Annotated in this window: 15 protein-coding genes and 1 riboswitch; of the genes, 10 read left to right on the top strand and 5 right to left on the bottom strand. The window is 72.2% G+C overall.

Features of this window, described 5'->3' with window-relative positions; genetic code table 11:
* Positions 1–170: 170 nt before the first annotated feature.
* The 7 genes from SANBI_RS02030 (at position 171) to SANBI_RS02000 (ending at position 6,747) form a co-directional block, all read left to right on the top strand.
* Positions 171–1,322 carry an SLC13 family permease gene (locus SANBI_RS02030; RefSeq protein WP_319161144.1) on the top strand — a complete coding sequence of 384 codons (1,152 nt, stop codon included), beginning with the start codon at positions 171–173 and terminating at the stop codon, positions 1,320–1,322.
* A 413-nt stretch (positions 1,323–1,735) separates the two neighbouring features.
* Positions 1,736–2,434 carry a nicotinamide riboside transporter PnuC gene (gene pnuC / locus SANBI_RS02025; RefSeq protein WP_319158471.1) on the top strand — a complete coding sequence of 233 codons (699 nt, stop codon included), beginning with the start codon at positions 1,736–1,738 and terminating at the stop codon, positions 2,432–2,434.
* 159 nt (positions 2,435–2,593) lie between these two features.
* Positions 2,594–2,746 carry a hypothetical protein gene (locus tag SANBI_RS02020; RefSeq protein WP_179913996.1) on the top strand — a complete coding sequence of 51 codons (153 nt, stop codon included), beginning with the start codon at positions 2,594–2,596 and terminating at the stop codon, positions 2,744–2,746.
* A 224-nt stretch (positions 2,747–2,970) separates the two neighbouring features.
* A complete protein-coding gene (locus SANBI_RS02015) occupies positions 2,971–3,396 on the top strand; it encodes a peptidase inhibitor family I36 protein (protein ID WP_319158468.1) in 426 nt (141 codons plus the stop codon).
* 98 nt (positions 3,397–3,494) lie between these two features.
* A complete protein-coding gene (locus SANBI_RS02010; RefSeq protein WP_319158466.1) occupies positions 3,495–4,688 on the top strand; it encodes a CU044_5270 family protein in 1,194 nt (397 codons plus the stop codon).
* Positions 4,685–5,542 carry an RNA polymerase sigma factor gene (locus SANBI_RS02005; protein ID WP_319158464.1) on the top strand — a complete coding sequence of 286 codons (858 nt, stop codon included), beginning with the start codon at positions 4,685–4,687 and terminating at the stop codon, positions 5,540–5,542. The genes SANBI_RS02010 and SANBI_RS02005 overlap by 4 nt, the downstream gene beginning before the upstream one ends.
* Positions 5,539–6,747 (top strand): CU044_5270 family protein, encoded by a 1,209-nt coding sequence (locus SANBI_RS02000; protein WP_319158462.1) that lies wholly within the window; start codon positions 5,539–5,541, stop codon positions 6,745–6,747. Before SANBI_RS02005 ends, SANBI_RS02000 begins: the two co-directional genes overlap by 4 nt.
* A gap of 154 nt (positions 6,748–6,901) precedes the next feature.
* Here SANBI_RS02000 and SANBI_RS01995 read toward each other — a convergent pair whose 3' ends face one another.
* Both SANBI_RS01995 and SANBI_RS01990 read right to left on the bottom strand, forming a co-directional pair.
* On the bottom strand, positions 6,902–7,630 hold the full coding sequence (locus tag SANBI_RS01995; RefSeq protein ID WP_319158460.1) for an ABC transporter ATP-binding protein: 729 nt from the start codon (positions 7,628–7,630) through the stop codon (positions 6,902–6,904).
* Between the two features lie 339 nt (positions 7,631–7,969).
* On the bottom strand, positions 7,970–8,590 hold the full coding sequence (locus SANBI_RS01990; protein WP_319158458.1) for a DNA-3-methyladenine glycosylase I: 621 nt from the start codon (positions 8,588–8,590) through the stop codon (positions 7,970–7,972).
* 207 nt (positions 8,591–8,797) lie between these two features.
* Between SANBI_RS01990 and SANBI_RS01985 the strand changes: the two genes are divergently transcribed.
* Positions 8,798–9,232, top strand: coding sequence for a MerR family transcriptional regulator (locus tag SANBI_RS01985; RefSeq protein ID WP_319158456.1), 435 nt, complete (start codon positions 8,798–8,800; stop codon positions 9,230–9,232).
* 152 nt (positions 9,233–9,384) lie between these two features.
* A complete protein-coding gene (locus tag SANBI_RS01980) occupies positions 9,385–10,389 on the top strand; it encodes an aldo/keto reductase (protein WP_319158455.1) in 1,005 nt (334 codons plus the stop codon).
* Between the two features lie 49 nt (positions 10,390–10,438).
* Here SANBI_RS01980 and SANBI_RS01975 read toward each other — a convergent pair whose 3' ends face one another.
* The 3 genes from SANBI_RS01975 to SANBI_RS01965 are packed head-to-tail and all read right to left on the bottom strand — an operon-like array spanning position 10,439 to position 14,450.
* Positions 10,439–11,578 carry an ABC transporter ATP-binding protein gene (locus tag SANBI_RS01975; protein ID WP_319158453.1) on the bottom strand — a complete coding sequence of 380 codons (1,140 nt, stop codon included), beginning with the start codon at positions 11,576–11,578 and terminating at the stop codon, positions 10,439–10,441.
* The gene (locus SANBI_RS01970; RefSeq protein ID WP_319158451.1) at positions 11,578–13,338 is read right to left on the bottom strand and encodes an ABC transporter permease; all 1,761 of its coding nucleotides are present in this window, start codon (positions 13,336–13,338) and stop codon (positions 11,578–11,580) included. Before SANBI_RS01970 ends, SANBI_RS01975 begins: the two co-directional genes overlap by 1 nt.
* Before the next feature lie 5 nt (positions 13,339–13,343).
* Positions 13,344–14,450, bottom strand: coding sequence for a thiamine ABC transporter substrate-binding protein (locus SANBI_RS01965; protein ID WP_319158449.1), 1,107 nt, complete (start codon positions 14,448–14,450; stop codon positions 13,344–13,346).
* A 50-nt stretch (positions 14,451–14,500) separates the two neighbouring features.
* Positions 14,501–14,605, bottom strand: a riboswitch (TPP riboswitch).
* Between the two features lie 133 nt (positions 14,606–14,738).
* Between SANBI_RS01965 and SANBI_RS01960 the strand changes: the two genes are divergently transcribed.
* Entirely contained in the window at positions 14,739–14,978 is a 240-nt protein-coding gene (locus SANBI_RS01960) for a DUF4235 domain-containing protein (protein WP_319158447.1), read from the top strand.
* Positions 14,979–15,043: the final 65 nt, after the last annotated feature.

Below are 15,043 nucleotides of genomic sequence, written 5' to 3'. Positions count from 1 at the left end.
CCCGAGCACCAGCCGTCGACGTCGCGGCGGTCAGAGCACCGCCCGGGGTGTCACGACAGGACACCCGTGTCTCACCGGGCACCTCCGTGCGGCGACGGGCGGGCCTGCAGCGCATGATGGTCCCCGGCGCGCCGAGCACGGCCGCCGTGGAGCCGGACCCGGAGGTGCTCGTGCGCTCAGCGGCAGTCGGCGTCACCCTCCTCGGGGTCGGTGTCCTCGCGGTGCTGACAGGTGTGCTCTCCCTCGGCGAGGTCGGCGGGGTGGCCGACCGCGTGTGGCCCGTCCTGCTGTTCGTCGTGATGATCACGGTGGTCACCGAGCTCGCCTCCGAGGCCGGGCTGTTCACTGTCGTCGCCTCGCGCCTGACGCGGTGGGGTCTCGACAGGGCATGGGTGCTGTGGCTCCTGGTCGTCGCCCTCGCGACCACGAGCACGGTATTCCTCTCCCTCGACACGACAGCCGTGCTGCTCACACCAGTCGTCGTGCTTCTCTCCAGGCAGGTCGGTCTCCCGCCGCTGCCCTTCGCCCTCACCACGGTGTGGCTCGCGAACACCGGGTCGCTCCTGCTGCCCGTCTCGAACCTCACGAACCTGCTGGCCGAGGGCAGGCTGGACCTCGGCAGCCCTGTCGACTTCGCCAGACTGATGCTCGGGCCCGCCGTCGCGGCGGTCGTGGTCCCCAGCCTCGTGCTGTTCTTCGTGTTCCGCCGCGACCTGCTGCGCAGGTACCAGCCGCGCGAGGTCGCCCACCCCGACGACCCCGTGCTGCTCGCCGCGAGCGCGACGGTCGTCGTGCTCCTGCTGCCGGCCCTCGTCTCGGGCGTCGAGGTGTGGATCCCGGCGACGGTCGCCGCCGTCGTCCTCGCAGGACTCTTCGCCGTGCGACGTCGCTCGGTCCTGCGGTTCCGGCTCGTGCCGTGGGAGCTGGTGCTGCTGGCCTCCGGGCTGTTCCTGGTCATCGAGGCCGGGCACGCCCTCGGGCTGACCGGGCTGCTCGCCTCGGTCGCCGGCACGGGCGAGTCGACCGTGGCGCTGCTCCAGCTCTCCGGGGTCGGGACTCTCGGCGCGAACCTCGTCAACAACCTGCCGGCCTACCTCGCGCTCGAGCCTGTCGCGGAGAGCCCGCTCCGGCTCGCAGCCCTGCTGATCGGTGTGAACGCCGGAGCGCTGCTCACGCCCTGGGCGTCGCTCGCGACACTGCTGTGGCACGCGCGGCTCGAGGCGCTCGACGTGACGATCTCGTGGACCCGGTACGCGCTGCTCGGACTGCTCGTCGTCCCGCCGACAGTCGTGACGGCAGTCCTGCTCCTCTCCGCGAGCTGAACCCGAGGACTTCCCTGGGCGGGGGTCGTTCAGTGGCTCGAGGAGCCCGGAGGGGGTCGAGGTACCAGCGTCGCTGTCTCCTCGTCCCCCTGCCGGACCGGCCGGTCGCACCCCGCACCCCCCGGTGGCAGGGTGCACCGCGCCTCGGCGAGGCGCCTGACTGGCGGGACCCTCCAGCCCCGCCGGGCACCTCGCTTCGGCACACTTTATGCACGCCAAGGAGCGCAGAAAGGACACCTGCGTAGGCAAGACCCGAGATCGGGTGGCGTTAGCCGCCTGTTGCGGGGCCAAGGCACCGCCCCTGCGTGACCCTCGGCCAGAATCACGTAGGGCGTCGTGCAGAGCCACGCTGGGAATGAATGGTGACCGAGGAACGCTGACGCTCGTGGCTCGTCCATCGACAGGAGAATCTCGTGGGACTCATCAGCTGGCTCTTCGACGCCCAGCTCGTCATCGGCGACCAGACGGTCCTGTGGCGCGAGATCATCGGCAACCTCTTCGGGCTCGTCTGCGCGCTGGGCGGCATGCGACGCAAGGTGTGGGCCTGGCCTGTCGGCATCGTCGGGAACCTGCTGCTGCTCACGGTGTTCCTCGGGTCGGTCTTCAACACCCCGTCGGCCGTGACCCTCCTCGGGCAGGTCGGCCGGCAGGTGATGTTCATCGTGGTCTCGGTCTACGGCTGGGTGCGCTGGCGCCAGAGCCGCGAGTCGAACGGCGTCGGCGTTGTCCCCGAGTGGGCGAGCCCGCGACAGCGCGCGCTCCTCGTGGTCGCGCTGGTCGGCGGGACCCTGGTCCTCACTCCCGTGTTCCGGGCCCTCGGGTCCTACGAGCCCGTCTGGGCCGACGCCTGGATCTTCACGGGATCGCTGCTCGCCACCTACGGCATGGCACGTGGGTGGGTGGAGTTCTGGCTCGTCTGGGTGGCAGTCGACCTCGTGGGGGTCCCGTTGCTGGTGAGCGCAGGGTTCTACGCCTCCGCCTTCATGTACGTGTTCTACGGCGCGTTCACGCTGGCCGGTTTCTTCCTGTGGGCCCGCATGCGACGACGCGACGACGCCCAGACCCGGCTGCTGGAGCCCCCGGCCGTCGGCGTGGTGTCGGCGCCCCGCTGACCGGGCAGCCCCTCTGGCAGGGCGCCGGCGACCACCGGGCCGGCGCTCCCCCGGCACCGGTCCCGACCTCGTCTCGGAGCTCTCGAGATGCGGAGGTGACTCAGCACTGGCAGGCTCGGTGCCGCCCGAAGTTCGGGCCCAGCTTCTCTTGGAGGACTCATGCCTAGTTGGCTCATCATCCTGCTCGTCGGCGTCGTTCTTCTCGTCCTCGGTTTTGCCGGGGTCGCCAAGTTCCTCATCTACGTCGGCATCGCCGTGCTGCTCGTCAGCCTCATCCTCGGATTCCTCGGTGGACGGTCGTCGAAGAGATGACGTGAGTCCTGACGGCTCACTCCTGTCAGGACCCCCGCTGCACGGCTCGACCGCGCAGCACCCGAGAGGCCCCGCACCCCTGGTGCGGGGCCTCTCGGCGCGCCAGGGGGCATCGGGTGAATCAGAGGGTGATCTTTACGATCTTCCGCCCACAAGCGGACATCCCGCCCTAACCTGTGGTCATCGTCACGCTTCGAGACGTGACACAGGAAGGGGTTGGAGCGATGAACACAGTGAAGGCACACGTCGCCGCGCGGCACACGTCGTGGCGGCTTGTCGCCATGGTCGCGGTAGTCACTCTGCTGGGGTTCGCCCCGGTGACGGCGAGCGCATCAGACGAGGTCGGTGAGAGCGACGAGACGGAGACGGTCGTGCAGCTGTTCAGCGAGGCGCAGTGCACGAGCGGGGCCTTCTGCATCTGGAGCGAGGCCAGCTATGCAGGGATCTACCGCGGGGTGGCGTCGACCGCACCTGTGTCGACGGGCTTCGTGAACAGCAAGTCGCTGTGGAACCGGTCGAGCAGGGCGGCTCGGGTGTACTCGGGGACAGGAGGGACCGGGTCGTGGGTCTGCTACCTGCCCAGCACGAAGATCTCGAGCACCTCGGTCCCGGCCAGGTCGATCGCGCTGCTCAGCGGCAGCAGCTGCTGAGCACCAGCCGCGCCTGACGGCGGAGAGGTCGGGCACCGGAGGAGTCCTAGCAGGTCCAGCAACCAGAGGCACGACAGGCGAGCGAGGGGAGACACACGGTGATCCACACCGCAGAGGGAGCGGCCGAGGTCCGCGCGACGAGCGCGCTCCTCGCCGCCCACCTCATGGTGCCTCGCGTCCCTGCCTGCCTCCTCGTGCCGCCAGACCCTGAGCAGCTGTTGAGCAGGATCCTCGAGAGCAGACCGCAGCCCTCCCGCCGAGCGTCGCTGCCCGCGCCGCAGCTCCGTCGAGGAGCGCACGCGCCCCTCCGACCTGGAGCGCCCGACAAGACTGCCCTCCGGGCCACCGCCGAGCATGGCGGGCTGCCCGGTCGACGGCGGGGGACGATGATCGCCGCCGTCGCGGCTGCGGCTCTCGTCGTCGCCCTGGTCGCCGCCGAGGGCAGCCGGGCCCAGCCGGCGGCGGCCTCGACCGTCCCCTCGCTCTCCTACGGGCTCGGCGACCTCGCCGAGTCGAGCCCGGACGAGCTCCCCGACGCCAGCGCTACCCTGCGCGGGCTCGCGGACGCCGCTCGGGAGACTCCTGAACCTGTCCGGACCGGGACCGTCCAGCACGTCGTGGCGCAGGAGTGGCTCGGTGAGACCGGCCCTGCGCCGGACGGGTCCGGACAGGCCACGTCCGTCTACCCCACGGTCACCGAGCGCTGGCTCGCCGCCGACGGGTCGGGTCTCATCACCCAGCGTCGTGCTGCAGCCGTGACCTACGACGGTGCGATCGACACCGAGGCCGGGCCGTCGCTCGCAGGCGAGCTCTCGTCTGACGTCGTCCTCCCAGGGACCTTCGACGACGTCGCTCGGCTCCCCGAGGACCCCGCCGCGCTGGCCGCTGACATCCTCAGCCGCTCCTCGGCCGAGTGCAGCCTCGACGACTGGACGGGGTACTGCCTCACCGAGCAGGTTCAGGCATACTTCGGGTCGGGCGTCGTGCCGCAAGACCTCACGGGCGCCTTCTGGGACATGCTCGCCCAGCAGCCGACCGTCAGGCTCCTCGGCCCCACGACCGACCGCGCAGGCCGCGAGGGCACGGCTGTCGCGGTCGAGGCGCCGAAGATCCCGGAGGACCCGAGCGACGACGAGTCCGTGCTGGTCCTCATCGTGTCCGAGGAGACCGGCCAGCTGCTCTCGACCGAGACGCTGACCCTGCGCAGCGACCTGCTCGGCGTCACCTCACCGACAGTCACCGGGTTCTCTGCCATCACCCTGTCCGAGTACACGACGGAGGTCGGGCGATGACCCCGCTCACCACCATGCCGATACGGGTGAGCCTGCCCGAGGCCGCCAGATATGATCTCCTGGAACGTGCAGCGACCGGGGCGGCAACGTGCCCAGCCGGTGCACCGAGCGCAACGGACGAGGGGGCGTCACCGATCGCGAGCAGTCGTGGGCAGGATCGAGACCGGCCGGGCAGAGCCCTGACCGGTCTACGCCTCGTCGCCGACGACCCGGGCCCTGGGCCGCGCACCGCTGAGCTCGCGGGCACCGGCCCCTCGCCAGCACCCGAGACCCAGGCCGAGACGGACCCGCGCCGGTCGAGCGACGTCCCGGCCGCGAGCCTCAGGCCCGACGCGGACGCGGAGTCCCAGTTCAGCGAGCTGTTCCGCTCGATGCACACCGAGGTCCGCACCTTCGTCCTGCGCCGCGTCGACCTCGAGCTCGTCGACGACGTCGTGGGCGACACCTTCCTCGCCGTGTGGCACGGGTGGGAGAAGGTCCCGACCGACCCGTCAGGACGGCGAGCCTGGGTCTACGGGGTGCTCCGGAACAAGCTGCTGCAGGCCGCTCAGAACGCGGGCCGTCGGTCACGTCTGCGGGCGAAGGTCTCGAGCCTGCGCCCGACCGACCACGGTCCTGTCGGCGAGGCGATCGAGTCGCTGCGCGCAGCGCGCGACCTCCTCGACCTGCTGCCACCCGCCGAGCGTGACGCCGTGGCGTTCACAGTCCTCGCCGGGCTGTCTTGCGCCGAGACCGCCGAGGTGCTCGAGTGCTCGGTCAGCTCGGTGACCACCCGCGTGTCCAGGGCCCGGACCCGGTTGCGGACGATCCTGCTCGAACGCGAGACGACCGGCGACGGAGGTGAGAGACGATGACCGACGACCTCGGCGCGCACGACGTCGAAGAGCTCAGGGCTCTCATGCGCGAGCACCACCTGCTCCCGGAGGTCCCGGCCGCGCTCCTGGAACCCACGACCCGCGCCACGGCTGGCACCGCAGACCCCTCAGGCCACGACCTCCGCAGCCCCGACGCTGCGGAGTCCCTGCTGGCCAGCATCCTCGCGACCCCGCGCCCAGGCTCCACGGACGTGGGGCCGTCGGCCGACAGCCGGGTCCCGCCCGCCACCGACCGCTCCGGTGAGCCCGCCCGCCGACGGCGCCTGCAGCGTCGAGCGGCGGTGCTCGCGGTCGCCGCGGCGACCGTCGTCGTCGCCGTCGTCGGATCGCAGCTGAGCTCCAGCCCGACCGCCGTCGCCGGCGGGGCTCCTCCGCTGGTCTATGCAGAGGGGGCGCCGGAAGCAGCCTGGGACGGGTCGCTGCCCTCCGCCCACGACACCCTCGTCGAGCTGGCCTCGGTCGCCGACGACGCAGCAGACCTGCCCCGCACCGGCGACGTCCAGCACATCAGCCGCTACTCCTGGTTGAGCGAGACCATCGGCGACGCCGACGGGAACACGACGACGGCGGTCTACCCGACCTCCGACGAGTGGTGGGTGGCTCCGGACGGGTCTGCCCGGTCCGTCCAGCGCCGCGCCGAGGCCGTCGGCTACGACGGCAGGGTCGACCCCGACGCCGAAGACTCAGCCGCTGGCCCGCTGTCGACCGACGACTTCATGCCCGGCATGGTCGAGCCCTTCGCCGTCGCCGAGCTGCCGACCGACCCCGACGCCATGGAGTCCGCGCTCCTCGCAACCATGCCCGCGGAGTACGTGGAGAACCCGGAGTACCGCGACACGCTGCTGGTCGAGGCGACCGCCAGCCTCTCCAGGACCTCGATCGTCCCGCAGGACGTCGCCTCGGCGATGCTGACGGTGCTCGCCGACGCGCCGTCGATCCAGCTGCTGGGGGACACGACCGACAGGCTCGGGCGCCCCGGGGTGGCTGTCGCGGTCCCGGACTCCCTCATGAAGGACTCTGACGTCGAGGCAGTCACGGTCCTCATCATCTCGCCGACCGACGGCCAGCTCATGGGCACCGAGACGGTCACGCTGACGAACCTCATGATCGACGTCGACGAGCCCACGGTCACGGGCTTCACGACGGTCACCGACCGACGCTGGGTCGCTGCCATCGGAGACTGACGGGCACGTTCGGTCCGCAGCGTGCCCTGCCGTCGCTGCCGACCGCTCGGGCAAGGCTGCCGGTCGGGCACGGTCAGCCGGTCAGACGAAGCCGACCGGTCGGGCACGGCCAGCGGTGTCAGCCGACGACGGGCATCAGACGGGCGGGAACCGCTCAGGCGGAGACGATCCTGCCGGAGGCGAGCTCGACGACCCGGTCGGCCGCAGCGGCGACGCACGAGCGTGCCGTCACCAGGACGACGGCGGCGCCGGTGAGCCGCGGCACGGCGAGCAACAGCCCGGCGACAGCGTCGGCAGCGTCCCGGTCGAGGGAGGTCGCCGGCTCGTCGGCGAGGACCAGGGCCGGGTCGAGGACGAGGGCCCGGGCGATCGCGACGCGCTGCCGGTCCTCCTCGCACATGTCGGCGGGCCGGCGGTCGGCGAGGTGCACGCCGCCGAGCAGGTCGAGCACCCCGAGCGCGCGCTCCTTCGCCGTGCGCCGCGCCGTGCGGCCGTGCCGGAAGTACCACGGCAGCATGACGTTCTGCACGGCCGAGAGGGATCCCTCGAGGTGGAAGGACTGGAAGACAGTGCCGACGCGGCTGCTGCGCAGGCTCACCAGCTCGGAACGGTCCAGGCCGCTCGTCTCGTGCCCGTCGACCGCGACGCTGCCCGAGGTGGGACGCCGGACGAGCGCCAGGACCGACAAGAGGGTCGACTTGCCGCTGCCAGACGCGCCTGTCACGGCGAGCGAGCTCGCTGCGTGCACGTCGAGGTCGACGTCGCGGAGCGCGTGGACGGTACCGCCCGGAGCGGCGAGGACGACGTCGACCGTCGTCAGCCGTGCGGCCTGGTGGCTCGCCACGAACGGCGCGCGGCGCGCGGCCTCGGTGCTGATGGACATGCTCTCCCCCCGGATGTGCAGGAGGGGTGCGTCCGGCGCGAGGTCTCCCTCAGCCAGCCGCACCCCCGTCCCTTGCGCCACGGACCGAGCCCACCAACCGGGAGACGCCCCCCTGCGACGTCCGGTTCCAGCGTGCTCGACCATGCCCTGCCCGGATGACCGGCCCGAGAGACGCAGCAGCGGTTCCCCTGAGCTGCTCGACTCTCGTGATGGCCTGCTCACCCCTGCGACGATGTTCCGTCGTACATACATCGCCGCTGCAGACCTGGTTGTCACACGTCGATCTGTGGCACGCATCACATTCTTCGGCCGCTGGCGAGAAGGTCGGGGTGCGCCGCGTCAGAGCGCGGGTCCGAGCCCTCTCGGCGGAGCGGTGGGACCGGCCCGGTGGCTGCCGACCACGTGGGTGTCGACCATCCCGACAGCCTCCATGAGCGCGAACATGGTGGTCGGCCCGACGAAGGCGAAGCCCTTCGCGCGCAGAGCCTTCGACAGGGCGAGGGACTCGGGTGAGCGTGTCGGGATCTCGGCGAGGCTCGCCGGGGCAGGTGCTGCGACAGGCTGGAAGGACCAGACGAGGTCGACCAGCCCGCCCTCGTCACGCAGGGCGAGGGTCGCGCGGGCGTTCGTCACAGCCGCGCGGATCTTGGCCCGGTTCCGGATGATGCGGGCGTCGACCAGCAGGCGCTCGACGTCGGCCTCCTCGAAGGCGGCGACCCGTCCCGGGTCGAAGGCGCAGAAGACCTCCCGGAAGGCGTCGCGCTTGCGCAGGATCGTCGCCCAGGACAACCCAGACTGGAAGGCCTCGAGGGTGATGCGCTCGTACAGCCCGTGCTCGTCCCGCACAGGGACACCCCACTCGGTGTCGTAGTAGGCGCGGAGCATCGGGTCGACGGCCGCCCACGGCGGGCGGGCGAGGCCGTCTTCGCACAGGACCAGCCCGTCGTCGCGGGCCGTCACCTGTGGCTCGCTGCGCAGGGGCGGCGGGCGGCGGGCTCGCAGGTGGTGCGGCCTGCTCCGGTGGTCTCGGTGCGCACAGCGCCTCCTCGGGGTGCACCCCTGCCAGAGCAGAGGAAGGGTCGGGCGGAGACGATCGTCCCACGCCCCACCCACGCTCCGGCGCCGGCGCCGCTGGACCTCGGCCCCACGCGGGGGTTGACTGGAGCGGTGACGACACTCTCGACGGCTGCGGCACAGCCGCCCACCGACGCGCCCGCGCCTGCAGACGCCCCGCTGCTGACCATCGCCCAGGTGGCCGGAAGGACCGGGCTCACGGCCCACACGCTCCGGTACTACGAGCAGGACGGCCTGCTGCTCGTGCCGGTCACGCGGTCGAGCAGCGGCCAGCGGCGGTACAGGGAGGAGGACGTGGCCTGGATCGTGCTCGTGACGCGGCTGCGGTCGACCGGGATGTCGATCACCGGGGTGCGCGAGTACGCGGAGCTCGTCCGGCAGGGTCCCAGCACCGAGCAGGCGCGGCTCGACCTGCTGCAGCGGCACCGGGAACGGGTCCTCGCCCAGCTCGCGGAGGTCACCGAGCACCTCGGAGCCGTCGACCGGAAGATCGACGTCTACACCGCCCGGCTCGCAGCACGAACCTGACCGGGCTCCTCGTCGCCTGCTGCTGCACCCCGCCACCCACCGTCGATCTCCGGGGCCCCGAGAGGTCTGCGACGGTCCGACGGTCCCGCCGTCGCAGGACCTGCGTCCGCAGGGCTTGACTTCGAGCGCACTCGAAGGAGTTGGCTGAGGTCATGACTCCTCGACCCACCCTCCAGACCCGCACCCTCGGCACAGCCTCACCCCTGACAGTCTCGACGCTGGGCCTCGGCTGCATGGGCATGTCCGAGTTCTACGGCACGACCGACGAGGCCACCGCGACCTCGACCATCCACCGGGCCCTCGACCTGGGTGTCACCCTGCTCGACACCGCGGACATGTACGGGCCCTTCACCAACGAGCGCCTCGTCGGCTCGGCTGTCGCCGGTCGGCGCGACGAGGTCCAGCTCGCCACGAAGTTCGGCAACGAGCGCCTGCCCGACGGGACCAGGATCGGCATCAACGGCCGTCCCGAGTACGTGCGGGCAGCCTGCGACGCGTCGCTCGAGCGTCTCGGCGTGGACCACGTCGACCTCTACTACCAGCACCGCGTCGACCCGGACGTGCCGATCGAGGAGACCGTCGGCGCGATGGCCGAGCTCGTCGCGGCAGGCAAGGTCCGCCACCTCGGCCTGTCGGAGGCCTCCTCCGAGACCATCCGCCGCGCGCACGCCGTGCACCCGATCACCGCACTGCAGACCGAGTACTCGCTCTTCACCCGAGACCTCGAGGACACGATCCTCCCGACGATCCGTGATCTCGGGATCGGGCTGGTCCCCTACTCGCCGCTCGGCCGCGGGATCCTCACGGGCACCGTGACGGGTGCGACCCTCGAGGCCGGCGACTCACGGCGCACAGCCTACTTCCCGCGGTTCCAGGGCGAGGCGCTCGAGCGGAACCTCGCCCTCGTCGACGCCGTGCGGCGCCTCGCCGAGGCCAAGGGCATCACCTCGGGTCAGCTCGCGCTCGCCTGGGTGCTCGCCCAGGGCGAGGACGTCGTCCCCATCCCCGGGACCCGGCGGATCCCCTACCTCGAGGAGAACGTGGGGGCAGCGGCCGTCCGCCTGGACGCCGACGACCTGGCCGCCCTCGACCGAGCCGTCCCGCGCGACGCCGTCGCGGGGGCCCGGTACGGCGACCTGTCCTCGATCGACGACTGACCGCCCTGCCTCCGGGCTAAGCCGCGGCCTCCGGCTGCGAGGCCGCGGCTCAGCGCGGGACGCGGGCGGTCCGCGCGGGGTCGAGGTCGAGCCCGACGACTGCCCCTCGGGCCAGCTCGACAGCACTCACTGCACCGCTGGCGCTGTCGGCACTGACCGGGCCGCTCCGGACGGAGACGCGGACCGGACCGTCGCCGAGGTCGGTCTCGACAGAGACCTCGGCGAGCCCGCGGCGGAAGGTCGTGCTCAGCACGGTCGCCCTCCAGCGGGCGGCCGAGGCGTCCCCGAGCACGAAGCCGTCGGGGCCGACGGCCGTCCAGCCGTCGCCGTCAGGCACGAAGGCCTGGTACCCGAGGAACGACGCGACCTCCAGGTCGGCCGGAGCCGCCCACAGGCGCGCCGGTGCGTCCACCTGCAGCAACCGACCGCGGGACATCACGGCGACCCTGTCGGCCACCGTGAAGGCCTCGTCGTGGTCGTGCGTGACGAAGAGGGCCGTCGTGCCGGTCTCGACGAGGGCGGCACGCAGGTCTGCCGCGAGACGCTCGCGCAGCGCGCGGTCGAGGGCCGACAGGGGCTCGTCGAGGAGCAGCAGACCGGGCTGGGGCGCCAGGGCTCGGGCGAGGGCCACACGCTGACGCTCGCCGCCGGACATGGTGGCGACCGAGCGACGGCCGCTGCCGGGCAGACCGACGACCTCGAGCAGCTCGGCGACCCGGGCGCGGCGCTGGTCGCGTGGCACCCGCTGCATGCGCAGCCCGTACTCGACGTTGCCCGCGACGTCGCGGTGCGCGAACAGCTGGCCGTCCTGGAACATGAGCCCGAAGCCGCGCCTGTGCACGGGCACCCCGGCGACGTCGGCTCCGTCCCACAGCACCCGGCCGCCCGCGACAGGCTCGAGCCCTGCCACAGCACGCAGCAGGCTCGACTTGCCGCAGCCCGACGGGCCGAGGATCGCGACGACCTCACCCCGTGCGACGTCGAGGTCCACGCCGTCGACGGCTGTCGTGGCGCTGCCCCGGTGCCGTCGGGCCGGGCGGGTGGTCGGCAGCTCGGCGTCCGTGACCTGCTCGTCCGCGGCCCCCGGGCCGGCCGCATAGGTCACGACCAGCTGCTCGACGCGCAGACCGCTCCCGGGTGCTCGGCTGCCGGGCGCCGCTCCTGCGGGGCGCGCTGTCGTGGTGCTCATCAGAACTCTCCTGTCCTGTCTCCGCGCAGCCGCTCGGCGAGGAGCATGACTGTCGCGGTGAGGAGCGCGAGCACGACGGAGGCGGCGAGCGCCATGCCGTAGTTCTCGGCGCCGGGCCGGCCGACGAGCCGGAAGATGACGACGGGCAGGGTCGCGCCGTCGGGTCGGGCGAGGAAGGACGTCGCCCCGAACTCGCCGAGGGACACGGCGAAGGCGAAGCCGATGGCGAGCCCGAGCGAGCGGGCGACGATGGGCCAGTCGACAGTCGCCAGGACACGTCCGGGCGGTGCGCCGAGGGTCGCGGCCACCTCCCGCTGGCGCGGGTCGATCGCGCGCAGCACGGGCAGCACGGTCCTCACGACGAGCGGGGTCGCGACCACTGCCTGGGCGATCGGGACGAGCAGCCCGGAGGTCCGCAGGTCGACGCTCAGGCCGAGCGGCCTGTCGAGGGTGATGAGGAACCCGAAGCCGACGGTCACCGCGGAGACCCCGAGCGGCAGCATGAACACCGAGTCCATGACCGAGACCGCGCGTCGGGCCGCCGGGTCGCGCGGGCGGCGTGAGGCGACCAGGGCGACGAGGCCGCCGACGACGAGCGCGACGACAGTCGCCCAGGCCGCTGTGCGCAGGGAGGTCGCGGCTGCCTCCCACACCGTGACGGTGAGCGCGTTGCGCCCGCCCGTCGTGCCGAGCGCGGCGTAGTTGCCGAGCCCCCAGCCGTCAGGGGTCCGGAGGGAGCGGAGCACGAGGTTGGCGATCGGCCAGGCGAGGAGCACGAGCACGACGACGGCCGTGAGCGCTGCGGGCAGGGCGTCGGCGCTGCGCAGCCGCAACGGGTGGGTCGAGCGGGTGGCGGCGGTGAGGGCGAGCGCGGTCTCGCGGCGCGAGCGCGCCCTCGAGGCGACCGCGAGAGCGGCGCTCACCACGACGAGCTGCGCGACGGACAGCACCGCGGCCGTGCGCAGGTCGAGGAACTGGACGGTCTGCATCCAGATCTCGGTCTCGATGGTGCCGTAGCGCTGACCGCCGAGGACCAGGACGACCCCGAAGGCCGTCGCGCAGAAGAGGAAGACGACCGCGGCGGCCGAGGCGACGGCCGGGCCGAGGGCCGGGAGGGTCACGGTCCAGAACGCCCGGGCGGGTGAGGCTCCCAGGGCGCGGGCGGCCTGCTCGGCGCGCGGGTCGAGGTGCTCCCACAGCCCGCCGACGGTGCGCACGACGACGGAGTAGTTGAAGAAGACCAGGGCGATGACGATCGCTGTGAAGGTCCCGTCGAGCCCGAGGGAGCCGAGCGGGCCGGACTCCGCGAGCAGCGCGCGGAAGGCGACACCGACGACGACCGTCGGCAGCACGAAGGGCACGGTGACGAAGGCGCGGACGGCCGCCTGCCCACGGAAGGTGCACCTGTAGAGGACGTAGGCGCCGGGGATGCCGAGCAGCAGCGACACGGCGGTGCCGAGCGTCGCCTGCGCGAGGGTCAGGCCGCCGATCCGCCAGGTGCGGGGCTGAGAGAAGACGTCGGCAAAACCGCCGAGGTCGAGCGTCCCGTCGGCCCAGAAGCCGCGCCCGACGAGCGCGCCGACGGGCCACACGAAGAAGATCCCGAGGAAGGCGACGGGCACGGCGACGGCGAGCACCCACGAGGTCCGGCGCAGCAGGGCCCCACGGCCGGCGGGACGCTCGGGGCGTCCGGCCGGTCGCGGGGCGGAGGGACCCGTGCGACCCTCGCGGGTCGTGGTGCCGTCCTGGAGGGTGGTCATGGGGCTCAGCCGACGACCTGGGCGGTCCAGTCCTTGATCCACGCGTCACGGTTCGCGGAGATCTCGGCGGGGTCGAGGGCGATCGGGTCCGTGGGCACGGGCGCGAAGGACTCCCAGTCGGCCGGGACCGTCACGTCAGGGCTCACGGGGTACACGTACATGGTCTCGGGGATGTCAGCCTGGAACTGGTCGCCGAGCAGGAAGTCGACGAAGGCCTGGGCGCCCTCGGGGTTGTCGCCGTTGGCCAGGACCCCGGCGTACTCGACCTGGCGGAAGCAGGTGTCGAGCAGGGCTGCCGTGGTGCTCGACGCACCGTCGTCGCTCAGCGTGAAGGCCGGGGAGGACGCGTAGGAGAGGACGATCGGGCGGTCGCCCTCGCCGTTGGCGGAGAAGTCCGTGTAGTAGGCGTCCTCCCAGCCCTCGACGACCTTGAGGCCGTTATCGGTGAGGCTCTTCCAGTAGTCGAGGTAGCCGTCGGTGCCGAAGTGCCCGATGGTCGCGAAGAGGAAGGACAGGCCGGGCGTCGAGGTCGCCGGGTTCGTCACGACGGTGAGGTCCTGGTACTCGGGGTCGGCGAGGTCTTCGAGGGTGACCGGGGCGTCGATGCCCGCCTCGGCGAACCATCCGGTGTCGATGTTGAGGCACACGTCGCCGTAGTCGACGGGGGTGAGGGTGCCGGAGTCGTCGACCGCGAGGTCGGCGGCGCTCTCGGGCAGCTCGGGGGAGGTGTAGGGCTCGAAGACGCCCGCGTCGATGGCGCGCGACGCGAAGGACGTGTCGATGCCGAAGGCGACGTCGCCGAGCGGGGAGTCCTTGGTGAGCACGAGCTTGTTGGCGAGCGCGCCGCCGTCACCGGTCGTGATGATGTTGAGCGTCAGCCCGCTCTGCTCTTCGAAGGCGGCCTTCGTCTCGTCGGTGATGCCGAAGGAGTCGTGGACGACGACGTCGACAGTCGTGGAGCTCCCTGACCCCGACGCGTCGCCTGTGCCGCCGGTCGCGGAGTCGCTCGAGCAGGCCGCGAGCGCGAGGACCAGGGTCCCGGCGATCGTCGCTGTGGTCAGCCGCACGGAGCGTGTGGTGCGTGCTGTCCTGGTGCTGGTGGTGCTGTGCATGATGCTGCGTCCTCCTGGACATGTGCCTCAGAAGGGGTACCACGCGTGCGTGGCGAGATAGCCCGACTCCCTACGCCGGTGCAAACCGGATCAGGTTCGAGGGTCTGCGGGTGGTTCCGCACTCTCAGCGCTCCTGCGCTCCCCTGTCGTTCGCTCCCAGGTTACCTCGCGGTCGGCGGTGCGGTATGCGGCTGCGAGCCCGGACGGCTAGCGTGGTGCGACAGGAGCGGATCACCTGCTCAGACGACCAATCGCGGAGGAATCGTGGCCCAGGACCAGTCGGTACCGATGAAGATCACCACGCTCGCTGTCTCGCTCGGTGCCGGGTGGATCGCCCAGAAGGCCGTCGCCGCGCTGTGGACCAAGGTCACCGGGCACTCCCCCGTGCACGGGGACGACGACGACGCGACGGTCGCGAGCATCGTGGCCTTCGCCGCGGTGACGAGCGCGACCGCCGCCCTCACCCGGGTGCTCGCCACGCGGGGGACCTCGCGCGTCGCGAAGCGTCTGCACGCCCGCAAGCGCTGACCCTGGCGCGGCTGCAGCGCCGCCGTGCGCTGCGGCACGGATGGGCGCTGCGGCCGCGTGAGCAC

Source organism: Sanguibacter biliveldensis (assembly GCF_033798665.1).
GTDB classification, from domain to species: domain Bacteria; phylum Actinomycetota; class Actinomycetes; order Actinomycetales; family Cellulomonadaceae; genus Sanguibacter; species Sanguibacter inulinus.
This window is presented reverse-complemented; position numbering and strand designations above follow the sequence as displayed.